The organism is Vreelandella arctica, assembly GCF_037070215.1.
Classification (GTDB): Bacteria; Pseudomonadota; Gammaproteobacteria; order Pseudomonadales; family Halomonadaceae; genus Vreelandella; species Vreelandella arctica.
Genome location: NZ_JBANSN010000031.1, coordinates 24191 through 49811 on the forward strand (window position 1 = coordinate 24191; position 25621 = coordinate 49811).

The window sequence follows — 25621 nt, forward strand, 5'->3', positions numbered from 1 at the left end:
TGGCTTATGCTGGCGCTCCTGTCTGCCTTGTCGGCCTGTTTCGCTGGGGCGCTTGGTTATACTGTGATGGTGGTATTGCCGGTGGTGGTCTTCGTTGGCTTACCCCTGGAGTTCATACGTCCCCCTGGTGAGCTTATGACAGTCACTTGGCTGGCCAAGGCCACCTACCTCGCAGGTGGGTGGCTAACTGCCCTCGCCTGGCTAGGGCTTAGGCTGGCGCCAGCCAGTTACCGTATCGGCCGGCTATTCCCAAGGGCTCGTGAGATTGCAGATCGTGTCTGGGTTTACGAGACGCCTGCCCTTCAGGCCTATGCTATGCCGAGCCCTACGGGTGGCGTTGTAATCGTTTCCCGGGGCGCCCTCAATCTGCCTCCTGATGAGCTTGAGTGGCTGCTGGCGCACGAGAGGTCACACCTTCGCCGCGGCGATGCGTCTGCGAGCCTATACTGGTGGACGCAGCACAGCATTTTGCGGGTGGCGCTTTGGCTGGCGCGGTTGATCTATACAATTCTTCGTCCCATTCCCCTGATTGGCCTGTTGAGCGGCTTGTACTTTTCTGTGGCGAGCTTGGGGATTCGCTTGGCATTAGGGCTTTTCAAAGTCTTGGACCGCCACTTAGGGCATCTAATGGAATATCGTGCCGACCGTGACGCGGCGCGTGTTGCCTCTCCAATAGCAGGCTGCCGGCTTCTCAGTAGGCTCTCTACGGGTCTTGAATCGAGCTGGGGGCTTTTCTCGACACATCCGCCGACATATCGGCGTATCAAGCGCCTGGAGCGTATGACATGAGTTTGATGGGGTATCGCTCGACACTGCTAAGATCCGTTATTGCTCTAACTATCTTCTACAGTCTCGCCGCGGCTACTGCTTTTTACTTCATGGGGCCGGAAACGCTGCAGGAGTGGCTAGCTGGCGCTGGCTTTTGGGTAGAGGGTGACGAAGAGATAAACCCCGCGAACGCGGCATCAGCGGCCACTGAGGTCGTCCTGGCAAGGTTGCGTGTTGTCTGGCCATGGTTAGCCGGGGGAATGGCTGCTGGCTCTGTGATCGTTCTGCTCATAGTGGGAATGGGATTAATAACACGTCGACAGCGCGCTAAATCTCGCGGTGAGTTCCGGGGCATGGATCTCTCAATTACGTACATGCCTTATCCTGATCCGATTAACTTCAAGCCAGTGAAAGCGCAGCTGTCGGGTAACGTTCCGGCACATCACATGCCGCTAATTAACCAGTTGCTCGGTTACCTCCAGGCTCACCCTGATGCTTTTTGCGGTGACGGCCACAGTACGACACTGCTTGAGCACCATCTAGGCGTGATCGATGAGGCCTTCGAGTACGAAGGTGCCGATCCCCTCCTCCCTCTTGCCGCGGCAGCACATGATATTGGCAAGACTGTTTCGCATGCGAAACAGGACGGGCAGTGGGTCCGCCTGTCCTACCACGATAAACAGAGCGGGCGTCTGTTGGCAAAGTTCCCCGCGTGGTGGGAGTTGCCTGAGGATGAGCGAGCCATACTGTTGCTGGCAGTAAAATACGAGCATTCTCCCAACCTGATGCCAGTGGCTTTCCCTGGCCTCAGTAGCAAGGGGGTGCGCCGCGCAGTCACTCTCCTCCAGCAGCTGCGAGAGATAGACGGCCTCGCTACACGAGGCGAGAAACGCAAGGTGCTTGAGAATCTGAACGTCCAGGAGCTGGCGATCGAAACGTTCTTGCGAGTGGTTCCCCAAGTACCCTATCAGGTGAAAGGTTTAGCGAAGCGTGTCAAAGCGGCAGGCTTCCGCGTTGGTGAGCGGCTTTACCTCTCCGAACATCATGTTCGGGAGACAGCCCTTTCCAAGCTGGATGATGACGTTGCCGCGGCCTTTGGCGGTGACTTTCGAGCCCGAGGTAAATCAGGGGAGTTTACACAGGTACTTTTGGCAGCATTGGCCGATCGCGGCTGGCTCATCACTGAAATCGAGGGAGTGCCAGAGGGGAGCGAAGCGGCGAAGACCTGGACGTTGCCATCTGACCAAGCGTTGTGGCGGGTACGTTCCGGCATAATCGAGTTCAGGGGAATGATCGCGGTGGAGCTGCCAGTAGAACACCAAGGCCTATACCCGCGAGAAACCGCTTATGAGGTAACCGTCCTCGGCCCCCAGGGCAAGCACAGTAGCAACGCTGGCGTTGCGCCAACAAAAGACAGTGGTAAGCGGGAAGAGCGCATGACTAAGCCTAAAGGTATTCCAGCGTCAGACGTATGTGATGTCAGCCTGTTTGCTTCAGTGCCTACGGGTACGGGTGATGCAACGAAAACCAGTGGGAATGCTGCACAGAAGAGTTTAGGGGCAGCGAGCAAAACCTCTACATTCAGCCATGAATCACTCACGAATACCGACGTGGCTTCCGCCTGGCTGCTAGATGATTCCCAGGCGGCAGGTGGGAATACTGCACAGGAAGAGACGCGACAGCCCACCCCTTGCGGTGGGGATGCTGCACAGAAAGGCAATGGCACCCAGAACCAGCAGGCCTCCGCAATGGTTGAAACAGGCGAAGGAAAAGATATAGCCGGTGCCAAGCCGATGGATGATCTCCATGCGGCAGGTGGGGATACTGCACAGGAAGAGACGCGCCAGCCCATCCCTTGCGGTGGGGATGCTGCACAGAAAGGCAATGACACCCAGAACCAGCAGGCCTCCGCAATGGTTGAAACAGGCGAAGAAAAAGATATAGCCGGTGCCAAGCTGATGGATGATCTCCATGCGGCAGGTGGGAATACTGCACAGGAAGAGATGCGCCAGCCCACCCCTTGCGGTGGGGATGCTGCACAGAAAGGCAATGGCACCCAGAACCAGCAGGCTTCCGCAATGGCTGAAACAGGCGGAGAAAAAGTTATAGATGGTGCCTGGCTGCTGGACGATTCTCATACGGCAGGTGAGAACACTACACAGGAAGGCACGGGCCAGCCAATACCTTGCGGTGGGGATGCTGCACAGAAAGGCAATGATGCCCAGAATCAGCAGGCCTCAGCCAAAGCTGAAACAGGCGACGAAAAGGCTATAGTTGGCGCTTGGCTGCTAGAGGATGTCCCCGGTGTCGGTGGGGATATTGCACATTATGAGCAGGATGGGATGAGTAATTCCATTCATACTAAGACTCCAGCAGGATTTAAAAGAGAATCAGAGGGAGCTTGGTTACTAAATGAGATTGTTGAGGCGGCCGGTGGGAACGTTGCACAGATAGCGACCAATGACCAAATTTCGCCCACAACAAGCGGGGGGGATGTTGAACTGATCGCTGAGCAAGCCGAACCCACGAATGACTTTTCAGAGATTAGTCAGCTGACGCTAGGGGCTGACGCAGATAACCATAGTGATGTTTCGGCTGAGCTGGGTGACTGGAGCCCAGAGGCCGATAACGCACCGAATGATACCCATATTCAACTTGGCCTGGGGGAGGCAATGCTGGCCACAGCTGAGCATGAGTCCCCAGTGACACAGCCGAGCCATCAGCCAGTCCCTACTGTCATGGTTGATAAAACGACGCAAGGTGCTACAGAACAGCAGAAATCGGCTGTGTCTGGGCAGAAAGATGTACGGACATCCTCACCTATCCAGCGACGCCTGAAGAAGCGAGGTGGGACCTCGGCTGGTCGCCAAAAGGCTTTAAACAACGAAGCGCCAGCGGATAAAAGCGAACAGACAGGCCAAGTGAAAGCGAGCAGAGGGTCATCCAAGCCTGCCGGTGCCAAGGCGGAAGTAAAAGGAGTGCCTAAGCTGTTCAGTTGACCAAACATCACCTTGCGGAGATGGACTTCGAAGCGCTGAAGTTATATGATGCATTTATGTAGCAACATCGCTGCATTTTTGCAGGGAAAATAGGCTATGAGCGTTGAAGCAATCATCGAGCCGTCCGATTACGTTGCTCCCGACACTTTCAATCAATTCCTCGCTGACTTGAAAGCTCGGGCACGGCAAACCAAGAGCCCAATCATCAGCCCGAGGATGTTCTGCCTTGCCCTGGGCATGGATGTACAGACGCTGGCCTCGCGGGCGCATGTCCACCGCGTTACTGTAAACCGCGCCCAGGGGGCTGAGAAGCTGCAGACTTACTTACGGGATGCGGTGCGAGTCATGGGAGCAGCGGCTGACATAAATGGTAATTTTCAGGATGCCGCGTTCTGGTTTCGTAATGAACCGATCAGCGCATTCAATTTCAGGACACCAGAGCAGTTGGTCAGCGAGGGACGAGCTGAGGATCTATTGAACTATGTTCAATCACTTCACGCAGGCGCGGCTGGATGATCCTTACCAGACTGGCAGATCAACCAGCCTATCGTGTCCATGTCCCCCGCTGGGCCATCGCCCCCCACAAGTGGCGCAGGCGCCGCCCAGCATGGCGGTCGCCTCAATCGTATCGGGGTTCCCGCACTCTACCTTGCTCTGGAAGAGCTGACCGCGCTTGAGGAGTGCCGGCAGCTCTCGACCCTGATGCCACCCGGTCTTATTGTGAGCTACACGGTAGCGTTGGCCACAGTAGTGGACTTCAGCCATGGGTACACGGCTGACTGGGACTCTCTCTGGCAGGAAATGGGTTGTGACTGGCGTAGAATTTTGTTTAATGATCGCGTTGAACCGCCCAGCTGGTTGCTCGCTGACCTAGCCTTGGAGGCTGGTGCTAGCGGCATACTGTTCCCGTCGTTGGCCAATCCACGGGGTGTAAACCTCGTAGTCTACACCGACGCCTTCATTTCACGTCACACCGCCCCTACCTCTCTTCGAGACCTGTCATACGGGAATGAGAAGAGAAGGATGCAAAATCATGATGATGTGCTGATTGTCCGAGGCGATGCTGATCTACGTTGCTACTGGCTAGCGATGGAGGGGCAGCCCTTTGCAGATGTCGAGCCAGCGGAGTTCGGGATCGAGCGGCAGAAAGCGCAGGTAAGGTTCCTTACTTGGGACTGATCCTACTCTGCCACAGTAAGGCTATCAATTGATGGCAAACGGAGAACCTGCCCGTTAAGCATGGGTTATACGGGCTTGTAGTTCGCCCAGACTGTTGATTTCACGCTTCCCCAGGCTGTCTGCTGAGGGAGGCATTTTCAAAACCGCTTGATCCATCCGGTCAGTCATGCTTTTTGAAAGCTCGAATAATGAGAAAAGCTATGAACAGCGCTAAGTGGAATAAGTTGCTAGCTCGGTGGTGCCTTCTTAAAAATCAGTATCAATTGGGTTCAGGGGACTGCAGCCAGTCCAAGTTCTTACTGGCCTATCCTTAAATGCTCCAAGTTTAATACTATTATGCTTAAACATATCGGCTGATTTTCTGCCATCTTTGATCATAAAGTCGATATAAAGCATCACTATTAGGCTAGAAGTGTCCGGAGAACACAGAGCAGTCCAGTTTTCTTTACACATGAAGCTTGCCCCTCCAGGTGTTATTTTCAGAAGACGATCGCACTGCGTGTCTGAAGTCGGTTGCACTGTGGTCTGGGGCTTCGGACTGGCTGGCCTCCAAAGCGGCGTAAAGGGCCGTCTTGCTGACCTTGATGCGTGCGGCGGCCTCGCGGATGCTCAGCCCATTGGCGAGGTGCTCCCTTGCCCGCTTCAGCTTGTCGTCGGTGACAACGGGCTTGCATTCTCCTTTGCGCCCACGGGCGGCGGCAGCGGCCAGCCCCGCCTTGGTGCGATCACGGATCAGATCACGCTCGAACTGCCCCAAGGCGCCGAACACGTGGAAGATCAGCCGCCCACCCGGCGTGGTGGTATCGATGCTTTCGGTCAGCGACCGGAATCCGACGCCACGCGCGTCCAGAGTGCTGACCACTTCGATCAGATGCGGCAGTGAGCGTCCCAGTCGATCCAGTCGCCACACAACCAGCACATCCCCGTCGCGCAGGAACCCCAGCGCGGCTGTTAGGCCGGGTCGTTCTTCCTTGGCCCCGGAGACGGTGTCATCAAAGATTCGCTCGCACTCCGCCTTGCGAAGCGCATCGGTCTACAAGGCGGTGTTCTGCTCTGCCGTCGGGACCCGCGCATAGCCAATCAGCGCCATTGACTGCCCCTTTTGTCCGCTAATCCGTCCGTTTATCTTATTGTCCCAAAATACATCAAACAAGCTGTTGTCGGACAATGTCCGGATTGGCCGCCTAATGATCGTTTCTCGGACAGGCTGCATTGTGCGCCGCCATGCTGAACCAATTCGAGGATCGTTTGACACGGCTCGTTCACAAGTCCGCTGCACACCGGGCGAACCGCCCAATGTATGGGTACAACCACCTTCTGACAACGACAGGCAATCAATGGGCTCAACACACGCGTTCGACGCGCTGATGAATATGGCGGGTTCATCGTTCCGTCACCATCGCTCGCTGCCCTGACTGCCGGCAGCCGCGGTGCCTCCAGCAGTGCTTCTCTATCCAGCGTTAAAGGGAGTGGTGGCCGATTACGGGTGAATAAAATACGCTTTCAGTGTAACTTCCTTACAGATAAGTTATGAGCTATATCACAGTCTGTTCGCACAAGCGCGACAAGCGACGGGCGACGAAGGCTCTTTGGCGAAAGAGCACGCGGATACTCTTCTTAAGGCTTCGACATGGACAACGTGTAAGTGCACGCCGGACAAGAACGCGGGGATAGCGCCCCTCAGGACGAATTGGCCTCCATCGAGTCCAGTGAACGGCTTATGAGAGCCCTGGGGCGCGGTCTCTTAATCAGCCTGGTCACGATCTTGATCGCCGTGGCCGGGGTCTTCGGGGTGGGGATCCTGTCGTCGCAGTCGCTCGATCGCTATGCCGAAGCGAAGTCGCGGGAGCAGGTGCAGCGACTGCTCGATCTCGAGCTCGAAGAACTGGCCAACCGCAGCCGAGATTATAACTGGTGGAACGAGGCCGTCGAGCTGGTAATCTACCAGCGAGACACCGACTGGGCCATGGAAAACGTCAGCGGTTATCTGCAGAACCAGTACGGTACCGACTGGGTAGTGAGTCTGGATCGCGAGGCGACACTGATCCACGGCGTACACAAGGGTACGGAACTGGAGGCGCTGCCCGAGGGCCTGCTGACCGCCGAGTTCAAGCAGCTCATGGCCGAGGCCATCGACACCGATTTCGCCGACCCCGAGCCCGCATCTGACATCCTGGATATCCAGGGAGCGCCTGCCCTGGTCGCCGTGTCGCCGTATGTGGCCTACGACCCGACCCCGTATGCCACCAATCAGGCGCATGGCTATCTGATCCTGGTCAACTACATCGACGAGGCCATTCTGGGCGCTTGGCGTCGTGATTTTCAGATCGAGGCCCTGCGTCTGCTGCCTGCAGCGGCAGCTCCCCCTCGGGAGACAGGCCAACTGGCGTCCCTCCCCCTGGCAACACCGAGCGGCGAGCCGCTGGGCACCCTTCAATGGCGTCCGGAGCATCCTGGCCAGAGCCTCCTCACACAGCTCCTACCCTGGGTGATTGGAGGCGTGCTACTGATCCTCGCGGGCAGCCTCTTCTTCTATCGACGGCTGCGAGCCTATGGCAGGCTGGCCCATGGTCACCTCATGGAATTGAGCACCAGTCGGGAACTGCTTTTTCGTCAGGCGAACTACGATTTTCTCACCGGATTGGCGAACCGGTCGCTGTTTATAGAGCACCTGAACCACGAGTTGGCGCGCTGCATCCGCCATAAGCTGAAGGCCGGAGTCCTCTACGTTGACCTGGACGGTTTCAAGGCCGTCAACGACACCCTGGGCCATACCGCCGGCGATGAGCTGCTGTGCTGGGTGGCCAAATCCATGGCGAAGCTCGTGCGCACCGAGGACGATGTGGCACGCTTCGGTGGTGATGAATTCTGTCTGTTGCTGACCGACGTCGCCTCTGAGGAAGATGTGTCACGGGTCGTCGACAAGATTCATGCCCTGCTGGCGGGCCCCGTTGAGGTGGGCGGCAAGCACATGCTGGTCGGGGCGAGTATCGGGATCGCGATGATTCCCGACGACACTCAGGATCTCTCCGATGTGTTCCGCTATGCCGATATCGCCATGTACCAAGCCAAGTCGAGGGGCACAAACCTGTTCTGCTTCTATGATGCAACGATGGAGGAGCGCTCGCAGTAACATGCAAGGCTGAAGGGTCTGTTGGCTCATTGCCTGACCCATGAAGAGCTGTACCTGCGCTATCAGCCTATCTATTCTCTGGTGAGCCGTGAGATCACCGGCATGGAAGCACTGCTCCGGTGGCGCCACAAGGAACTGGGGGAGGTGTTGCCGGCCGAATTCATTCCCGTGGCGGAAGAAACGGGCCGGAATATCACGGTCTCGATCAATATCTCGGCCAAGCAGCTGCGCGACCTGACGTTTCCGTTCAAACTGAAACAGCTGCTGGAAAAACACGGCGTGGAGTCTTCCAGCATCAAGCTCGAGATCACCGAGAGCCTGTTGATCTTGGAAAGTGACAACTAGCACCGTGTACTGCTCGACCTGGCGAAGCGAGGATACCGCCTGGTGCTGGATGACTTCGGCACGGGGTATTACGGCCTTGGCGACCTGGGCCGCTATCCCCTGGAAACGGTCAAGATCGACAAGTCGTTCGTGTCCGGCCCGAAAGCCTCCTCGCTGAACGCCTCGCTGGTCAAGACCATCGTCTTCATGGCCAACCACTGTGGCATGAAGACCATCGCCGAGGGGATCGACACCCCCGAGCAGGAAGCGTTCGTGCGCGGTACCGGCTGCACCCACGGCCAGGGCTTCCTCTTCAGCCGTCCGACCTCGGTGGCCGACATCATTGCCCTGATGGCCCCGCCCTCGCCTTCCCCAACGGCGTCCTGGAACGAGAGCGTCTCGGTCTCGGGGCATGCCCCATCAGGCGCCAGGGAGTCATCCCTGTGTCCGGCCATGCACTATCGTGGTGCATGGTCGAGCATTGTAGTTGCCCGTTGCCCGTTGCCCGTTGCCCGTTGCCCGTTGCCCGTTGCCCCGCCCAAGGCCCACTGGCGTGTCGGGCTGGCTGGCCTTCAAAACGGCGTAGAGGGCCGTCTTGCTGACCTTGATGCGTGCGGCGGCCTCATGCCCCAATTCAAGTGTCACCAAGGCTCCGATGATGGACGTTCGGAACTGGGCCTGTGCTCAGGTCGGACAGGATGGTCACGCCTTGCTCTGCAATTGGTGATGTATCTGATGCCATGCCTCGACCCGCCCATGGTGCTTAGGAGGACTGAGCTTAGTCGAGGTTGGTGAAGGCGATTGCTGAAACAATTCTTTCAGAAGACCACTGCACACCGGGCGGTCCGCTCGATGCGCTGGTGCAGCCGTCTTCTGAAAATGACACCAGGACTTCCTGGAGGGGCAATTTTGCGTAAATAAATTACGTTAAATTTTCTACGTAAAGAAAACGTACCTATTATTCGGATTTATAGAGCCATGGTCACTACTACGCGTCCGCGAATGCGGCCGGCGAGCAGATCATCGACCGCCTCGATGGCGTCGTCGAGGGCGATGGAGCTGGTGATAGCATCGAGCTGCTCGGGAACCAGCAGCTGCCCCAGACGCCGCCAGGACTCGACGCGATCCGCGTAGGCGCGCATCACGCTGTCGATCCCCGCCAGGGGCACGCCGCGCAGGATAAAGGGCGCGACGCTGGCGGACAGGTCCATGCCCTGGGCCAGACCGCTGACGCCGTGACCACTAGTACAGCCGCTGCCGACTTTTGTCCCGACGCCGACCAATAGACCTGCCAGCAGCATCAGCCCGATATCTCCCGCCGGCTGACCGATGACCTCATCCGGTGCGCCGGAGACATTACCTAGCCCACCTCCCAGTAAAATAAGGATGAGTGGGCCGCTGAACAGACCCAGTAGGAAGGCCAGGCGCCAAGCCGAATCTCCTGCGGGTTGCTCCAGCAATAGTCCGGAGAGGATTCCGCTGACGCCGGAAATACGACCCAGCGTTGCCATCAGCCATACAGCTGCCAGGCCGATCAGCACACCGCCGATCAAACCGGAAAGACTTGCCGCTATGTCCACGTTGTGTCTCCTCTATGTCAGGTATTTGAAATATGCCGGACAAGCCGTGTCGAAGCATCGTCATTGTCGGGATCGCTCAGCTCTGCAGAAGAATGAACGTGCAAGGCATGTCAAGCATCGAACGTGTTCAGGAAGACATTACCGCTGAAATTGCGTAGGAATGCTGTCTTCAGCAGGCGGTTCATCTCTGGCCCCTTGACCTCGCAAAGGTGCAGTTGTAACCCCGCATCACTCAAACGCAGGTTGATCGACTGCAAACTATCCAGTGCCGAGGCATCGATCAAGTTGACGGCCTGGCAGCCACTGAGCGATGGGGAAATAGCGGCGCAAACTGGCCATGCCGGTCAGCGCTATTAGTTGTCATTGGCCTGGTTTTCGAGGCTCTCGCGAAGCGGCTCTAGGTCATAGCCGGCCGACTTGGCAGCACCGACGAGTTCCGAAATCGGACGATGCGAGACCTGTGAATAGGCCCAGAGATGAGCGACCCGTGTGCCGGTCCGGCAGAAACCGATCACGGGAGTCGGCGATAACTCCAGGGCATCGGCAAAGGCGGCAATGTCCTGCTGGGAATACTTGCCGGGCTTGACGGGAACTTCATGCCAGACCATACCCAGTGATTCTGCCTTAGCCTTGAGAGCATCGGGATCCGGCTGGTCATCACTTTCCCCACGCGGGCGATTGGAGATAATGGTGCGGAACCCTTGCTCGGCGAGCTGTTCAAGTTCGTCGAGGCGAGGTTGTGCTGTCACAAAAAGGCGATCATCAAGCGGTTTGATTTCCATGGGTTATCTCCTTGGTCACTTTAGGAGCGCGCCTCATCCCAGGCGGCCCCTGGTAGAGCATCGAGGGGAATCTTCAGGTAACGACGACCATTATCCTCTGGCGCTGGCAGGTCGCCGCCCAGGATGTTGACTTGCAAAGCGTGCAAGATCAGTTTCGGCATGGGCAGCTTAGCGTCGCGCTCGTTACGCAAGGCGATGAAGCTTTCCGCTGTCGAGCTGTCTTGGAGATGAATATTGGTTTCGCGCTGGACACTCACCGTGCTTTCCCACTCTGGCTCGCGATCGCCGGGCATGTAGTCGTGACCGGTAAAGAGCCGAGTGTCATCCGGCAGTGCCAGGATGGCCTGAATGGAATCCCACAGCTTGTGAGCATTGCCCCCGGGGAAATCGGCACGGGCCGTACCACCATCCGGCTGAAACAGCGTGTCGTGCACGAATGCCGCATCGCCGATGACGTAGGTGATCGACGCCTTGGTATGGCCGGGCGAGAACATAATCCGGCCTTCTATCTCGCCTACGTGGAAAGTATCGCCCTCTACAAAGAGGTAATCCCACTGGCGGCCGTCATCCGGAAAGTCGGGCCAGTTGTATATATCCTTCCATAGTGCTTGCACTTGCGTAACGTAAGCTCCTATGGCCTTTGGTGCCCCTGTCTTTTCCTTTAGATACTGTGCTGCCGAAAAATGGTCCGCGTGCGGATGGGTATCCAGAATCCATTCGACCTTCAGCCCTTGGCTGGCAACGTAGTCCAGCAATTCATTCGCATGGTGCGTTGCGATAGCGCCGGACTTTTCATCGAAATCTAGGACTGGGTCGATGATTGCGCAGCGCCGAGTCACAGGATCGCTAACAACGTACTGCACGCTAGAGGTCCGCATGTCGTAGAAGCCGACAACATCTGGCTTGCCTGGCGAGTGTCGAAACGTTTGCATGGCATCCTCGGTTGTTGGTAAAAACGTTACTAGGTTAGAACAAAAAAACATAATGTCTAGCATCAGCAACCAAACCGCACAAATCATTTATCGCGGCAGCCTTCAAGGAGAAACACCTACTCTGTTTCGCTGGATTGACCCATTTCAGGGCTTCGTGGACTATAATGATGCGATAGAAATCCTGATGAGGATGAAGTTTGCCGACCTGTGCTAGATCATGCAGGGCCAAGCTGACGATACTTGCAATGGCAAAAATCCCCATTGGTAAGGAGGCTTGTTATAGCTGATCATGGCCGTGTACGGCGGGCTTTGGGTGCGTGCGTAGCTACAAGGGCATGCTCGACAAATACTTTGCCATCCATGGCTTCACGGATCGCAGCCAACACGGCTGACACAATCAACCGCCAGTCTGGGTATGCGGCTCGACTAAACATGACTGATTTCCTAAGCATTCCTACGCAGGTTTCCGTCGGCCCAACGAACTGGACCGGGAGGAGATATCGAGCATGCACTGAAGCAAACGTCGCAAAGCTTAGATTGGCTGGGGTCTTCCTAGGAGAAACAGTGCTGACTTCTGCCAACTGTGACCATTAGATATCTAGCGTGATTTTTGTCCATTTACCCTTCTGCAGCGTGGAATTCGGGCTCAACGAGCTCGAGGAGTATGCGCTATAGGTGCTGTACAGGGACTGAAGTACTGACTTTGTAACAATCAGCCCACGAGGAAAGGGTAAGAAGATAGCTCGTGCAAATCGACAAAAAGCGAATCCAAGTCAGGATGAAATTCAAGGCGTGGCGTTATCGGCAGGAAAAGCTAAGCGAGGTGTGCTTAACGTAACCATTACTGTAAATGAGATAGAAAGGGAGAGAAACAATGATGGATGGAATGATGAACGGTGATGCAATGATGTGGGGGATGGGGCTGATAGGGCTTCTTGTCCTAATACTGCTTGTGCTCGGTATTGGGGCTCTCGTTAAGTATCTATTTAAAAAATAAGCGAGACCTTAAAAGCGGTGAGGATACTGAGGGCTCTCAGTGAGTACAACCATTTGCTTCCCAAGTTCACACAAGGGCAGATAGCCGGCATATACGAGTGCCATGTTATTCCAACTGAGGCGCGGGACATCCGCAGCCACTCATTGCCTGTTGCTAAAGAACAAGTACTATACGAGTGCGGCAACCCCAAGCACGAGGAGCAGGATTACAAGCAGACAGAGCAGGTCCATCCCACCACATCATCAATCCGCCGCAAGCCACCATTTCGCCCATCGTCAGTTCTTCTCCCTGTAGTGTCGGTTTCTCCTGCATTTCAATCTGCACCGGATGTCCGGCGGCTTTCCACTGCGGATAGCCCTCGGTCAGGCTTATCGCCTTAGAAAAGATTGGTATTCTGACAGCGATATACCCCGCCGTCTGGAGCATCGGTAAGCTCTTTACCGGTGCCTGGTCAGACCGGGTGGGGCGTCAGGGGCTCATCGTCTGCCAGCAGTGGTCATTGTGGTGTTTGCTGTCTCCGTAGGGTTTTCGGGATTTGCGACGGGCGCGTTCCTATTGGGATAGGTAAAGCGATGGTTTATCCTACCCTGTTCGTCGTCATCGGTGATGTCGTGCATCCAGCGTGGTGATCCTCGGTTGGCATCTATCGCCTCTGGCGTGATCTTGGCTATTTCTTAGGCGCTATTATCGCAGGGGTGGTAGCGGATACACTGGGACTGGCTGCGGCGTTGTGAGTGGTGGTGGCTTTGACGTTCGCCTCGGGCCTATTCTCGACGCTGCGCATGAAGGAGGTACTCCAGATCACCGCACGGTCTCAGCGCAGCTGGATCCCTAACCAAGCTGGGAAGTGATTTACCGACCATCTCCTTGCCCATAGGCCCGGTCACGCCCGCGCCAAAAAGGAGAAAGACATGACGAGCATCACTCCTTCTTCTTGCCCGATGGGTCTTGGGCGCAATAGTCGTAGCAGTAGACATTGCCGGAAAGTTCAACACCTAGGACGGGAAAGAGCGCGTTGTAGTGCCCCAGAGATGGAGGGCAACAAAGGGCACAAGCTGGCTTAGCGGGGGTGCTATAGGCTTACAACACAATGATATGAGTTTTATCCCTATCGAATGTGGAGGAAGTGCCATGGGTTTTTATAGCCGCCACATACTGCCGCATCTGATCAACCTGACGATGGGAGCGGGGATGCTTAAGAAATATCGTCAACGTACCGTGGCCAAAGCTCGGGGGAGTGTCTTAGAACTTGGATTTGGATCTGGAGTTAACCTACCTTATTACAACCCTGAGCTTATAGAGAAGTACTATGCAGTGGAGCCGGATGGTGGCCTTTTAAAGCTTGCGCAAAAGCGTATTAACAAAGCCCCTTTCAAGGTGGAAGTGCTGCAAATGGGCGCAGAGCAGATAATACTACCTGATGACAGCATAGACACGGTCCTGAGTACTTGGACACTCTGCACGATTCCGGACATAGAAGCGGCTCTAGCCCAGGCGCGAAGGGTGCTCAAGCCCGGGGGACAATTGATTTTTGTCGAGCATGGACTCGCGCCAGAAACCCGCGTTGCCAGCTGGCAGCAACGGCTGACTCCGTATTGGAAGCGTTGCGCCGGTGGCTGCCATCTGGATCGGCAGACAGATGTGTTGCTTCTCAATGCCGGCTTTGTACTCCAGGATCTGGCTACAGGCTATCTCGGTCGTCCCAAGACCATGACGTTCATGTATGAAGGCGCGGCCAAGCCTCCCGCTGTCGGGTGAGTGAACTGGGTTCGCTGGCGGTAGATGGCGAACTCCGGGGCGCGAGATGTGAAAAAAATCAATTACATGCTACATAGCTGCTGGTGTAGCCCAGCATGCATGGCGGAGCCAGCGGCCCAGTAACGTGATCGCCAGCATGTTATGTCTCTCCACCCCTGTCTCGGTACGGTCACCCTCGGCTCTATCTCGGAGTGACATTCTGGTTTTTATCTTGAGCCCAGGTAATGAGGTCTCGGGTTCAACAGTGGTTTACGAGGCTCAACAGGCCCAGTACCCGGCAAACTATCGGCATTATGGTGCTTTTCTTAATTGGCATTGCCCTAATCGCCAGTGTGGTCTTTCGCTAGGCCACTGCTTTTGCATCTGCCGTTCTGCATGTTAAGGACGGTAGGTCTATGCTATCGCTGGATCGGCGATGTGTGCGGCCTCGGCCTGCTGTGGGGGGGTGAAACTGGTCATGGGCCCCGTAGTGCGAACGCCTTTCCCCGCCGCCTCTAATCTCTTCGCCAAGGTAACGGTGGTGGCCAAGGAGAAGGGTCTGTTGATCTACCTTCGGCGCACTCTGAACGGCCTGCTCGATGAACTGCTGACGCAGACCAGTCTCACCTGACGCTGGTCAAGAACGACGCAACGAGCCGGACATTGGCATCGGCAGGCGGAACCGCGCTAGTCGAGTCGCCCGCGTGATAGCTATCGTTCACGGAAAATTCGCTGTGCACCCTATTTACGAACCTGAGTGTCACCCTGCCCCCCTATCTCCTCTTGAGACCTGTAATCCAGCAGGAATGAGAGGAGTAGGATCATGAGCGTAAAGTTTCAACAATGGGTCGCCACGGTACGACGAAGGATGCAGGATGGCCAGCCTCTGCTGGGGCCGGACAGCCTGCAGGCACTGACAGACGATGTACGAAAACTCGGTCTTGGCGCTATGGGTGCCGGAGTTCTGGGTTTCTTCGCTCCTAGCGAGAAAATCACTCTTGGTGCATCAGTTGCCATGTTTTTCGTAGGTGCTATCATTTGGGTAACAGGTATTGCGTTTCTTGTAAGAATTGAGCGCAACAGTGCAGAAAAGGATTGAATTTATGAGCCCTTTTGGATGGTTAGTTACAGCTTTTGCAGTCTTTATGGCGGCCGTGTGTTTATTCACGTTCGTTCAAATTGAACGCAGCAAGCATCATCACCATCAGGACGGCAGCAGCAGTTAGCTGAATTCTGGCGATTGTCATTCTCGTCAGAACAAGAGACATTGATCTCACATTCAACAAGCTCTTCCTTCGCGAAGAGCTTTTTTATTTCCGGTTACCAGAGGCTGGCGGATGGTTCAGCTAACCACTTCCTTGGCGAGGGAAAAGGCCACAGCCACCAGTGCAAGGCAGCCCAACGCCAGAGGATTGGTAAGAAAACGACACACTGCATAGCGGTATGGATGGGCTTCAATGCGGTCTTTCGTGGTCTGCAGGCTTGCAGCCTTTCGCTTGAGCTTCGCTATCTGCCCTTCCTGTTCTTCCAGCTTTCGCTGCTGATCAACTAGCCAGTCACTCGCATTCACCTTTTGGATATTCAATCGCCAGGCACGCTCGGCATCGTCAGTCGTCAGGTTTTCAGCAAGCATGTATTTTGATCGAGCGGTTATCTGCGATTCGGTTTCACTAGGGATGAATTCAATACCGAACTGCTCATAGAACCGATCACGCCTAACCTTGTTATTTCCATCGTGTGCGCCTGGCTTTTCATCTTGCCACGACAGCTCGATCTTCATTACCTCTGCCAACGGCCACTGCCTGGCCCAAGTGACGATCTCTGCCATCAGGTAGGTGCCGATACGAAACCCGCGTAAACCGTTAAGAATCATTTGAATATCTGCGGGACCTCTGCATTCACCGTGAGTGAGTCTGACCCGCTCCCTATCTGTTGAGCTTGAAGGCGAATATGCAGCTGACCATTCGAGTTCATTTCCCTCAGGAGGCCGCTGGGTATCGATCCGTTTGACTCTAAGCGTGAGTCGAGCGCCCTGGCCAACAATTTGTTCTATCCGCTGGATCATCAAAATCGCGTCTGGGGTCTCGCTGTTGGGTGTCTCTCGGTGGCGAACCTGGATAACACGCAGATTCTCTCTGGGCGCTCCCTCAGTAGTGCTGTCCTGGGCTGTTGCTTTACCGACCATAGGCATCTCCTGAATTGATTGTTTCGCATGCGAAACAGGTAGGGGGCTACCAATACCATACTTTTCAACGTCAGCAAGGCCCCTATCTCTTCTTGAGACCTGCTTTGCAGGAATGTGAGAGAGAGAAGAGAGAGAATCCCAATGGAAACATTTGGCGAGCGTTTGGAAACGATCATCTACAGCCGTCGCGGCGGTAACTTCGGTGAATACTTAGGCGTTGAAGGTCTGAGCCGGAGGGTGCGAATAAGCGAGCAGGTGTTCAAAGTCCGCTCATGTGTGGATGTGGATTCTGACTGGATGTGGGAGGTTACGCACGAACCAAGCGGCTTGTCTGAGCGTTCTAATGAACGCTGGGGGCTATGCTTTGCTGCTGATCGACTGGCTCGCGTTGTTAGACGTGAGGGCGCCTGGAAGTTGCCGACTGGGCCTGAGGTTACACCCATCCCAATGGCTGCTTTTTTGGCGTCACGCCAACAGGGGGCTACTGCTCATGTTTGATGAAATTGACATGATCCATAGCTATTCCCGTGCAGATGCCATCGAAGATGGCAATTTGGTAGATGTCAGCGAACGTGCTGAGCACGCCGCCGGCTACATGATGGGTTTCAAGGTGCCTGTTGCCATGACTGCTGCAGCCTGGGAGTCATTGGTGGCGTGGCATGACGGTACAAACCCTCATGAGATGCAGCAGCAAGAGGAAAAGCGGTTAGGCGATGTATTGCTTGTCGCCCTTGAGGCTGCTGCGAGAGAGCGCAACGAGAGATATATCAACTTCATCGTTGATGTGATTGAGCAATCCGAAACCGGCTCTGTCGTTGTGCCAAAACATGTCGTTATGACTATCGGCCCTGGGGATACCCCTAAGCCGGTGATAACGATCATGCTACCCGAGGAGGACTGACGCGATCGCGCAGTTATCACTCCTCTTTCAAAGCCCCTAGTCAGCCTTGTGCTGCCTGGGGGTTTTCTATTTTAGACGCCCGGGAAGCATGGGCCATGCTTTTGCGGCTGGCTCTGCAAAAGGCGCCAGCCGCTTTGTTTCGCATGCGTAACATTTTCTGTCAGCTCCTCCCCTACCCCTTGTTGAGACCTGCAATTCCGCAGGAATGAGAGAGGAGCAAGATCATGGGTACATTGTGCATACCAAAGCCGTCTGACCGTAAAGCCTACCTGGACGAGGAATACACCAACCAGGATGGTTCTATCGAAGTGCTGAAGTCGAGCTTCGTGGGCTCTACCTACTACGCTGCGATCAAGATCCAGCGGGCAGCAGAGGCCCCGGAGCAAGCGCCAATTGAGTACACGATAGCGGCGGTCGTGAAGACTAGCTGTTCGCAGGGTGAGTTTTGCTACAAGTCGATGGATGAAACGATGGGGCCAGTCTTGTCACAGTGCCCTGCGTCCATTCTCAAGCTGCTATCCCCTCTTGGGGAGCTTGAGCGGCTAGGGGTAGTTGCAGGGCTCAGCCTGGAGTATGCCAGCGAATGGCGCGAGAGATGCCTAAAGCATGCTGAGTCGAAGAAGCAGCGTGTGCGCCTGAAAGATGGCGATCGCATAAAACTCCCGTACACAGTACGGTTCGTTGGAGGCCTGGAGTGCGACACGTTCACCAAGGTAGATTTGCCTCGTAAACGTAATGTTTTCAGGCCTGAGGGCTCGTCCGGTTTGGTAAGGCTTCAGGCCCGCCACCTGGATGATGCCGTAGTGCTCGCATAGTTATTCAAGCCCCCTCTGCTGTTCTCAGCATGGGGCTTTTTCATGCTGGCGCGAGCCGTTCTATACCACCTGACACGAAACCCCCTATCACATCCTGAGGCCTTTACCGCGTCCGCGCTCTCTTCATGAAGGCCCACTGCATCACTCGATACTGCATCACACCAGTGCCACATGGAGGCCGTTATGTCTGCCCTAACACATGAAGACCGCTTATTTCTTCGAGAGCTACAGAAATGTATCGCTGCCAGTTGCGCCAGCTATTTTGATAAAACGTTCGGCACCAATGTGCTGCCCGCGACTGGCGCCTCGATCACCATTGAGGGTGAAGTGAAGATGGACATGTACGATCACGCGCCAGGACTCGCCTTCTATGAGACGGATTCCTCACGATCTGTGGTTGTGCCTCCATACACTGAGTATTACAAACTTCGTGAGCTGGCTGAGTCAGGTTTTGCTGCGTGTTATCAGGTATGGCGTGAAGCCGAAGACGTATATGAGGGGTTGTTCAGACCTTTAAACATGCGTATCTGCAATAGTGATGGGGTAGTCATTGACCTGTACGAACGGGGGGGCTGGCTCGAAGACACTATTCCCCCTGGCCAATGGACCGAAACGGCAGCTCGTATTGAGGAGCTGAATCGTGAGGGTAGCTTCCAGTCGGGATGGGACAACTTTTCTACAGCCAAGCGGATGCATCGGCAGGCCTCTCGGTTACAGCAGTTGCTCACTCTTTCACGTCACAGGGCGAATAGCGCTGCGTGAAGCTGCCAATGTGGCGATGCATGCGTCCTCTTTGTTTCGCGTGCGAAACACTTAGCTGGTCAGTAACTCCCCTACCTCCTCTTGAGACCTGCAATTACGCAGGAATGAGAGAGGAGCAAGGATCATGACGACACAGACAGATAAGACCACCTGCTGGATACCGAAGTGCCACCTTCCCGCGCTGCGCGAGAAGGTAGAACGGCTCGACCGCAAGGCCAAAAAGCTTGGCATGGCACCCTTTGAGATCAGCGTCCTCGAGGAGGCTGTAAAGCCTTGGACTCGTGAGACGGTGGATCTTGAGGATCGACTGTCGCACTTTAGGGTGGAGAAGATCGCTGCCGTCAAAGTCTCAATCAGTGGCGAACCCCCGAAGTTGGACGGGTATCGCTTGCTGGCGCGAATCGACATGGCAGCTGACAAGGCGGCACGGGTCACCCCCTTGGAGTGGGCATATAGCCGATTGCCCGAACCTTACAGATCAGGCGATGCCACGGGAGACTGCAGCCATTGCAACAAACGGCGTGAGCGGCGCTATCTCTTTCTGATGGAAGAGATGGCAACTGGTGCGGTCCTAGAAGTCGGAAAGACATGCCTCAAGGACTATGTTGGTCACCAGGGTGCCGAGTCGATGATGGCCCGCGCTCAACTATTGGTCTCTATGATCAATATGATGGAAGAGATCGATGAGGTGGGCTTGAGCGGTGGTCGCCCGCCAGAGGCTGTTATTGAGCTGAGATGGTTGGTGGCAGCGGCGGTACGGCAGATCAGACAACGAGGCTTTGTGTCTCGTTCTCGCGCTGAGGAAACCGGCGACTTGGCGACAGCAGAGATCGTTGGTGAGATGGCCCGTTCAGCTCCGATGATCAGCAAGGGGATGAGGGCATTTGAAAGTGAAGACGTGGCTCGGGCTGATGCGGTTATAGCTTGGGCGCGGCAAGTGCTCCCTCTGCAGGCTGAGCATAGTGAGTTCGAGACGATGATTATTCATCATGCTCGGTTCGATATGGTCGGGCTAAAGCGCGGCGTCGGTGTTATGACGGCGGCTGTCACAGCCTACGATCGACATGAGGAGTCAGCTATTAACAGCGAGTCAATGATGGCACTCGGCTATGCTGGCGATCCAGGCGATCAATTAGAGATGGAAGTAGTGCGCAAGCAGTCCTTTTCGTCAGATACGCGATGGGGGCTGATGTGGAAGCACATCTTCTGTGACCTCGAAGGCCGATACATTGTCTGGAAGACAGGCAAAGCCCTTGAGGAGAAAAGGGTTGTATTGAAGGGGCGCGTTAAAAAGCACGACGAGTACCGGGGGATTCCTCAGACCGTCGTGACGCGCTGCTCAATTAGACCTGCATGATTCACAGCCCCTGCACCTTTCGGTCAGGGGCTTTTCTATGCTGGCGCACTCCCTCTCTTGCCTTTTTAGCTGATGAAATGTTCCGCATGCGAAACGCCGCGCAGGCCGACCTGAGCTGACCGCTTGTGGCAGTCCCCGCCCTATCTCCTCTTGAGGCCTGCATGGCAGGAATGAGAGGAGAGAGTGACATGAATATTGAGCTAATTGTAAATCAAGAAGATGCCGTAGCCTTTGGGCGTGAGTTCGGCGGCCTGAAACTTGATGACCTCAATGATGATCAGGTGGCGTTTGCTATCGACTCAGCGCAAGGCTCACGTTTCATACTGCCCCGGCAGGCCGGTCGACGCTGGCGCCAGCCAACGCCTCGACAAATGGCAGACTTGGGAACGGATGTGAATGTGGCATTCGAGGTCTTCTCGCTTGGAGAGCTGGAGGGTTTTGCATTCTCTGTCGAGGATGGAACTGTCATCCAGGTACGTCGCCCTGATCGCGAGTTGCATCGGGAAAGCACTCTAAAAGCCATTGAGAGCGTCGACGATGCATTCGTGGTGAGCTTTACCAAGAGAGCTTTCAGTAAGTTTCTTCTTAACTTGGCGCATTGGAGTTATCTCCAGCCCAAGGCAAGAATCATTCGTCATCGTCCGCGGTGACCCCTTCAAAGCCTCCTCGACTCTTCTGAGTCAGGGGGCTTTTTCATGTTTTTATAAAAAAATCGTCCTGGCTGGCTCCTTAGTGTCAGTAGCGCCCCTATCACCCAACGAGACCCATTACGTTGGGAATGTGAGAGAGAGGAGATTTGAACATGTGGGGACAGACTCTACAGATTGGCCACATTGGCGAACCTGAAGCACGGACCAACGGCAGTGGCAAAACTTACGTTCGGTTCGGTATTAACATGGCCAAGAAATCGGGCGATGAACCGATGTGGCTTAACTGCATCCTTGGTGGCCGCTTTGCCGAGGTTATGAAAGATCGCCTGAAGCGCGGTCAATTGGTCTTTGTTGAGGGCGAGTTGTCCTTTCGCAAGGCTGACAACGGCACTGTGTACACAAACCTCATGGTGGACACTTGCCGAATCCTCCGAGATCCGCGTAGCGTTGGTGCTGCCGATGATGGAGACGATAAAGTGGAATTTCCATTTTGATGTTCTATTCACAGCCCCTGGTTTATTCCTGGGGCTTTTTCATGCGTAGACGATAGGCAGGCACATGAGTGAGACAGACCAGAAAACCAGATACCGATCTCAGCATCCCTTGGCCAGGGTCTTGCCCTTAGCCGGTGGCGTGCTGGGTGCGATGGCGTTCGCTATAGCGGTCATTCCCATAAACCTCCCATGGGCCTCGTCTAGCACTGGAATGCCAGCCGTAGTGACGTTCGATACCGCCAAATACGTTAATGCCCGGCGTGCAGCAGCCAGTGAGCTGCTAGGGGACGGCGAGGTGCGAGATTCCGCCGTTTCCACATTGGCTCGTGTAGACAAGGGTGTTCGGCCAGCGATCGTAGAGGCCGCAAATGGCGCCTTGGTCATAGTCCGACAAGCAGCCGTCTTGGACGGCACCATCCCTGACATCACAGACACCGTGTTGGCTGGATTAGGCCTGCCAACAGATGCTCCTACGATCGAGACAAATCTTGATCGTCATGGAGACACCACTTATAGCGCCTCGAACCTCTATGAGGAGGCACGAGAGCTGGTCAGCCGTGCAAACCAGCAGGCGCGTGAGCGAGCCGCTTCGCAGAGCGAAGCGGGAATTGAAGAGCTGCTGCCCTGAGCAGTAGATGACTAGAACCTGATGTGGCCATGCCTCGCATGGCGAAGACTTCGCCAGTACCGCTGGCGCTTAACTTTGCTCAAGGAGCTTATAGATGAAACACCTTACTTTGATCGCCTCCGCTGTTGCAGTCGCCTCCGCTCTTATCGCTGGGACAGCCATTGCCAATGACGACGATACCGGCGCTAGCATAGAGCTTCCGAAGGCCGTGGCTGACCTGGGCATTCCAGGCTCCAAAGTCGACAAGACGTTCGATACCGGGCTGGACGGTATCAATGGTTGGGTCATTAGTGTCGAGAACGACACTAATGTGATCTATACCACTGAGGACGGTAAGCATGCGTTTATCGGTATGATCCTAGGTGAGGGTGGTGAAAACCTGACGCAGGCTCACATGGAGCAGCACATGGAGAATAGCCCGCTGGCCAGCATGCCGAATCGAGCAGGTGCTCAGGACAACGGGTTTGAGAAAGAGGAAGAGGCCGCAGCACTCGCTCAAATTGAGGAAAGTGCCGCCTACGTTGAAGAAGGAACAGGCGACAAGGTTCTCTATGTTGTCTTCGATACGCAATGCGGTTACTGCCAGCAGATGTATCAAACGTCCAGAGCACTCTTGGATGAAGTGACATTCCGCTGGATTCCAGTGGGCTTCATGGGAGAGGGCTCACTCCACCAGGCCGCACAAATTATTGACGCGGAGAACCCCGCTGAAGTGCTGGCCACTATAGAAAGAGGCGGCAGTGTTTCCGAATCCCCCAGTACCGAAGCTATGAACATCGTGAGCGAGAACAGCAACCTGATCCAGCAGTTGGGAATCCGCTCCACACCGAATACGATCTACAAGGATGAAAACGGTGAAGCCCGCATCGTCCGCGGCGCCCTTCGTGCAGCTGAAATCCGCAACCTGTAACCTCCCGCACCTTGAAGAAATGCGCCCTGTCTACCCTAGAGGGAGCCGGGGCGCCCAGCTAGAGGGCACCCCATGTCTCTACAAGATCAACTCACTGCCAACATTGCGCGGCGAGCGCTTGAAGGAATGTTTCCACAGTTCGCCGTGAACCGCCTATTCCCACGTCAACCGCTCAAGGTAGGCCGCGGCACACGGGAGAAAACTGTTTACCCCTTTCGCTGGCTACACCGCCCCCTGACGCTTGAACAGACACGCTGGATCGCTAACCGGTCAGTTGACTACTGGATGCGGTGGTTCATCGCTTTTGGCGTGTCCCTTTTCCTCTCTGTCAAACTAGGCCCTCCCTACGGGGCTTTTCTTCATTTTGGTTTTACGCTACTTGCTGCCTGGACCTTAATAGGTGTGGCCGTAGCTGTTGGAAGGAATAGGAAGACTCCGAGGATAGATGCATGACGCAAAGCAACGAACATTGGTTAGCCTCGTTGGGGCGGGTACTGACCGGGCGACGTAAGCAGTCGGTGGAGGCTAACCGAATTGATCCAAGTGATCCAGCCATCACGAAGATGACGATTTCTCTGGCCCTGGATCTTCTTAATGAGGATCGATCGCATGAACGTTTCTCGCCGAGAGATCGCGTCTCATGGAAGTGGGGCATGAAGAACAAGAGTGTGCCACTAGCCAGGCAAACCGCTGTTGTTCTAAAGGTCCGACAAGATCCCATCACCGATAGTACCCAGTCACCATCATCAACTTATTACGAAGAGCCCTTGGATGTGCTTGTAGGTATGTATACCCACGAGGGCATATTCAGAGAGCTATGGATAGATGGGCGTCGTCTTTGCTTGCTGACCGATCAACGCTTAAACAGCCCTAATGATGGCTCTTATGGGGCGCAGGGTGAAGAATGATTGATGCTAAGGGCGCCGCAGAAGGCCCGAAAATGTTCGATGAAATACTGACCATTGTGGCTAAGGAGCAGCTTGGCTTGGATGGGAGCTACACAGTCTATGCGGTCGAAACGGAACAGATTGATGAGATCAACCTCGAGAAAGTGAAAGGCCTGGAAGACATCCATCTTCATTGCTTCACCGTAAAACTCCCCCCTGGCTTGGCTAGGGTTAGCCTTGCCCCTCGCGACGGTAATCAATGGCGTATGGATGAGGCAGTTCATGGGGTAGTGGATTATGGCCATGCAGCTCGAGAAACCCTGAGCGCCAGCCATGGTGGCAACGATCGCCGAATATACATCCCCTCCGTCAGTGGAAAACACTGAATGCATGGGCTTGCCTAAAGAGATATAATTCATCGTCTGGTATAGATACAATATGAATAGATATGACAGCCGACTGGACCAGCTGAATGAGCTTCCCCTCACCAAAGAAGATAAACACTTCATACTTCACTGCCTTCGTGAAGGAGGTGTGGTTGATTATCCACCCGTACTCGCGGCATACCAGGCGTGCTGGCACAATGCGGCCGAATCAGCCACTGTTCCGCAAAGAGATAACGTGGGGAGGAGGGCAGCTAACACCTTTCTGCGAGAGGCTTTGGGTGTTGAAGCACTTGGCCATCCCAGGTAACTGGCCATCAGTCCGCCAGCGGTATCTAGGGTAGGGGAGGAGGAGTTATACCGTTATCTTTTGCTTACCTTCTATTAGGTGGCATCTTTCCCCCTACCTAAAGGCATGAAACCACAGGGGCCTCATCATGTTCGACAATGCATTGTTATACCGCGCTCATAGCTCATTTCCTGAGTCAGAAGAAATGACCAACCTCATTCAAAAGCACCTTTTCCGAGGTTGTGCTCCCACTGAGGCCAGAAGGGTAGGGTGGGCGGCGGTTTGTGGTGAAGTATTAACATACTCCCTCCAGTCTCAATATCTCATTCTTCGCTTTCGCCGGCAGGAGCGTTTGCTCCCGGCTGCTGCGGTAAAAGAACTGGTGGAGGAGAGGGCGGCTGAAATGGAGAAGGCCTCAGGTAGCCCACTGCGTCAAGCGGAGAAAAAGCTACTCAAAGAGCAAGTCTACGAAGAGCTACTACCCACCGCACTGAAGCGCACCGGGCATTTCCTTGTGGCTATCGACATCAAGCGGAACTGGATTCTCGTTGACGCAGCAAGCCGAAAGAAAGCCGAAGAGGCTCTTGACCTGCTGCGTCTCACGCTGGGGTCGCTCAAGGTCACGCCACTAGCTACTCGCGATCGGCCCACAGCTTTGATGACCCGCTGGCTGGCTACCCCATCTGAGCGTGCTCAAGGCTGGATGCTTGGCGAGTCTTGCCAGCTCGAATCCCCTTCTGGTGACGATGGTGTAATTAAGGTTTCAGAGGTCGATCTCGATAGCGACGAGATACAGCAGCACCTTGATGAGGGTCGGCAACGATTCTGACGAAATCCTCCAAAAAGCGCATTAACCATCTGTTTTACAAGCCCTAAATTAACTATTTCATCGCGTGCAGACGATGCGTTACCTGCCGTATTCCCACACC

Annotated in this window: 29 protein-coding genes and 2 pseudogenes; 23 read left to right on the plus strand and 8 right to left on the minus strand. The window is 55.1% G+C overall.

The features are described from left to right. Nucleotides 1-6: 6 nt before the first annotated feature. The 4 genes from V8L70_RS19050 (at nt 7) to V8L70_RS19065 (ending at nt 4946) form a co-directional block, all read left to right on the plus strand. Nucleotides 7-789, plus strand: coding sequence for a M48 family metallopeptidase (locus tag V8L70_RS19050; RefSeq protein ID WP_035557843.1), 783 nt, complete (start codon nt 7-9; stop codon nt 787-789). After that, nucleotides 786-3767: a hypothetical protein gene (locus V8L70_RS19055; RefSeq protein WP_101145387.1), complete on the plus strand. Its 2982-nt coding sequence runs from the start codon at nt 786-788 to the stop codon at nt 3765-3767. The genes V8L70_RS19050 and V8L70_RS19055 overlap by 4 nt, the downstream gene beginning before the upstream one ends. 96 nt (nt 3768-3863) lie before the next feature. Further along, nucleotides 3864-4283 carry a hypothetical protein gene (locus tag V8L70_RS19060; RefSeq protein ID WP_035557849.1) on the plus strand — a complete coding sequence of 140 codons (420 nt, stop codon included), beginning with the start codon at nt 3864-3866 and terminating at the stop codon, nt 4281-4283. Nucleotides 4284-4322: 39 nt separating this feature from the next. Further along, nucleotides 4323-4946, plus strand: a complete 624-nt coding sequence (locus V8L70_RS19065) for an RES family NAD+ phosphorylase (RefSeq protein ID WP_232774555.1) — start codon at nt 4323-4325, stop codon at nt 4944-4946. Nucleotides 4947-5391: 445 nt separating this feature from the next. On the opposite strand, the pseudogene V8L70_RS19070 reads toward V8L70_RS19065, so the two are convergent. Then, nucleotides 5392-5961, minus strand: a pseudogene (locus V8L70_RS19070) (recombinase family protein); the annotation flags it as partial. Nucleotides 5962-6666: 705 nt separating this feature from the next. Between V8L70_RS19070 and V8L70_RS19075 the strand changes: the two are divergent. Genes V8L70_RS19075 through V8L70_RS19085 form a run of 3 tightly spaced genes read left to right on the plus strand, consistent with a single transcriptional unit; the run spans nt 6667 to nt 9198 of the window. Next, complete coding sequence (locus tag V8L70_RS19075) at nt 6667-8079, plus strand: sensor domain-containing diguanylate cyclase (protein ID WP_101145388.1); 1413 nt, start codon at nt 6667-6669, stop codon at nt 8077-8079. Nucleotides 8080-8100: 21 nt separating this feature from the next. Continuing rightward, nucleotides 8101-8424, plus strand: coding sequence for an EAL domain-containing protein (locus V8L70_RS19080; RefSeq protein WP_101145389.1), 324 nt, complete (start codon nt 8101-8103; stop codon nt 8422-8424). An 18-nt stretch (nt 8425-8442) separates the two neighbouring features. After that, nucleotides 8443-9198, plus strand: a complete 756-nt coding sequence (locus tag V8L70_RS19085; protein WP_269801088.1) for an EAL domain-containing protein — start codon at nt 8443-8445, stop codon at nt 9196-9198. Nucleotides 9199-9617: 419 nt separating this feature from the next. Here the strand turns inward: V8L70_RS19085 and V8L70_RS19090 are convergent. From V8L70_RS19090 to V8L70_RS19110, 5 genes and pseudogenes are all read right to left on the minus strand, one after another. Then, a pseudogene (locus V8L70_RS19090) lies at nt 9618-9983 on the minus strand (YeeE/YedE family protein); the annotation flags it as partial. Nucleotides 9984-10093: 110 nt separating this feature from the next. Further along, nucleotides 10094-10267, minus strand: coding sequence for a hypothetical protein (locus V8L70_RS19095; RefSeq protein ID WP_198555988.1), 174 nt, complete (start codon nt 10265-10267; stop codon nt 10094-10096). A gap of 69 nt (nt 10268-10336) precedes the next feature. Further along, nucleotides 10337-10765, minus strand: coding sequence for a protein tyrosine phosphatase family protein (locus V8L70_RS19100; RefSeq protein WP_101145392.1), 429 nt, complete (start codon nt 10763-10765; stop codon nt 10337-10339). Nucleotides 10766-10785: 20 nt separating this feature from the next. Then, nucleotides 10786-11697 carry an MBL fold metallo-hydrolase gene (locus tag V8L70_RS19105; protein WP_101145400.1) on the minus strand — a complete coding sequence of 304 codons (912 nt, stop codon included), beginning with the start codon at nt 11695-11697 and terminating at the stop codon, nt 10786-10788. A gap of 287 nt (nt 11698-11984) precedes the next feature. Beyond that, nucleotides 11985-12131, minus strand: coding sequence for a hypothetical protein (locus tag V8L70_RS19110; protein ID WP_157826461.1), 147 nt, complete (start codon nt 12129-12131; stop codon nt 11985-11987). Nucleotides 12132-12571: 440 nt separating this feature from the next. On the opposite strand from V8L70_RS19110, the gene V8L70_RS19115 reads away from it, so the two are divergent. Further along, on the plus strand, nt 12572-12694 hold the full coding sequence (locus tag V8L70_RS19115; RefSeq protein WP_268762340.1) for a hypothetical protein: 123 nt from the start codon (nt 12572-12574) through the stop codon (nt 12692-12694). 153 nt (nt 12695-12847) lie between these two features. Here V8L70_RS19115 and V8L70_RS19120 read toward each other — a convergent pair whose 3' ends face one another. Next, nucleotides 12848-13120 carry a hypothetical protein gene (locus tag V8L70_RS19120; protein ID WP_035557864.1) on the minus strand — a complete coding sequence of 91 codons (273 nt, stop codon included), beginning with the start codon at nt 13118-13120 and terminating at the stop codon, nt 12848-12850. A gap of 705 nt (nt 13121-13825) precedes the next feature. On the opposite strand from V8L70_RS19120, the gene V8L70_RS19125 reads away from it, so the two are divergent. The 3 genes from V8L70_RS19125 (at nt 13826) to V8L70_RS19135 (ending at nt 15530) form a co-directional block, all read left to right on the plus strand. Then, entirely contained in the window at nt 13826-14452 is a 627-nt protein-coding gene (locus tag V8L70_RS19125) for a class I SAM-dependent methyltransferase (protein ID WP_035557867.1), read from the plus strand. Nucleotides 14453-14909: 457 nt separating this feature from the next. Next, entirely contained in the window at nt 14910-15062 is a 153-nt protein-coding gene (locus V8L70_RS19130) for a hypothetical protein (protein WP_157826462.1), read from the plus strand. Nucleotides 15063-15254: 192 nt separating this feature from the next. Next, nucleotides 15255-15530 carry a hypothetical protein gene (locus tag V8L70_RS19135; protein WP_035557873.1) on the plus strand — a complete coding sequence of 92 codons (276 nt, stop codon included), beginning with the start codon at nt 15255-15257 and terminating at the stop codon, nt 15528-15530. Between the two features lie 243 nt (nt 15531-15773). Here V8L70_RS19135 and V8L70_RS19140 read toward each other — a convergent pair whose 3' ends face one another. Continuing rightward, nucleotides 15774-16616: a hypothetical protein gene (locus V8L70_RS19140; protein ID WP_083024693.1), complete on the minus strand. Its 843-nt coding sequence runs from the start codon at nt 16614-16616 to the stop codon at nt 15774-15776. Nucleotides 16617-16757: 141 nt separating this feature from the next. Here V8L70_RS19140 and V8L70_RS19145 point away from each other — a divergent pair, with 141 nt between their 5' ends. The 12 genes from V8L70_RS19145 (at nt 16758) to V8L70_RS19200 (ending at nt 25521) form a co-directional block, all read left to right on the plus strand. Then, nucleotides 16758-17114, plus strand: a complete 357-nt coding sequence (locus V8L70_RS19145) for a hypothetical protein (RefSeq protein ID WP_101145393.1) — start codon at nt 16758-16760, stop codon at nt 17112-17114. After that, nucleotides 17107-17517: a DUF6573 family protein gene (locus V8L70_RS19150; RefSeq protein ID WP_008958316.1), complete on the plus strand. Its 411-nt coding sequence runs from the start codon at nt 17107-17109 to the stop codon at nt 17515-17517. Before V8L70_RS19145 ends, V8L70_RS19150 begins: the two co-directional genes overlap by 8 nt. A 224-nt stretch (nt 17518-17741) precedes the next feature. Continuing rightward, a complete protein-coding gene (locus V8L70_RS19155) occupies nt 17742-18332 on the plus strand; it encodes a DUF6927 domain-containing protein (RefSeq protein ID WP_008958315.1) in 591 nt (196 codons plus the stop codon). Between the two features lie 183 nt (nt 18333-18515). Beyond that, nucleotides 18516-19094, plus strand: a complete 579-nt coding sequence (locus V8L70_RS19160; protein ID WP_101145394.1) for a hypothetical protein — start codon at nt 18516-18518, stop codon at nt 19092-19094. Between the two features lie 124 nt (nt 19095-19218). Then, on the plus strand, nt 19219-20451 hold the full coding sequence (locus V8L70_RS19165; RefSeq protein ID WP_008958313.1) for a hypothetical protein: 1233 nt from the start codon (nt 19219-19221) through the stop codon (nt 20449-20451). A 188-nt stretch (nt 20452-20639) separates the two neighbouring features. Next, the gene (locus V8L70_RS19170) at nt 20640-21101 is read left to right on the plus strand and encodes a hypothetical protein (protein WP_008958312.1); all 462 of its coding nucleotides are present in this window, start codon (nt 20640-20642) and stop codon (nt 21099-21101) included. Between the two features lie 152 nt (nt 21102-21253). Next, nucleotides 21254-21595, plus strand: a complete 342-nt coding sequence (locus V8L70_RS19175) for a single-stranded DNA-binding protein (RefSeq protein ID WP_101145395.1) — start codon at nt 21254-21256, stop codon at nt 21593-21595. Between the two features lie 64 nt (nt 21596-21659). Further along, nucleotides 21660-22223 (plus strand): hypothetical protein, encoded by a 564-nt coding sequence (locus tag V8L70_RS19180; protein WP_101145396.1) that lies wholly within the window; start codon nt 21660-21662, stop codon nt 22221-22223. Between the two features lie 94 nt (nt 22224-22317). Next, nucleotides 22318-23133: a DsbC family protein gene (locus V8L70_RS19185; RefSeq protein ID WP_008958309.1), complete on the plus strand. Its 816-nt coding sequence runs from the start codon at nt 22318-22320 to the stop codon at nt 23131-23133. A 449-nt stretch (nt 23134-23582) separates the two neighbouring features. Beyond that, the gene (locus tag V8L70_RS19190) at nt 23583-24041 is read left to right on the plus strand and encodes a hypothetical protein (RefSeq protein WP_101145398.1); all 459 of its coding nucleotides are present in this window, start codon (nt 23583-23585) and stop codon (nt 24039-24041) included. After that, entirely contained in the window at nt 24038-24406 is a 369-nt protein-coding gene (locus tag V8L70_RS19195) for a hypothetical protein (protein ID WP_008958306.1), read from the plus strand. The genes V8L70_RS19190 and V8L70_RS19195 overlap by 4 nt, the downstream gene beginning before the upstream one ends. Before the next feature lie 434 nt (nt 24407-24840). Continuing rightward, nucleotides 24841-25521, plus strand: a complete 681-nt coding sequence (locus tag V8L70_RS19200) for a recombination-associated protein RdgC (protein ID WP_273195520.1) — start codon at nt 24841-24843, stop codon at nt 25519-25521. Nucleotides 25522-25621: the final 100 nt, after the last annotated feature.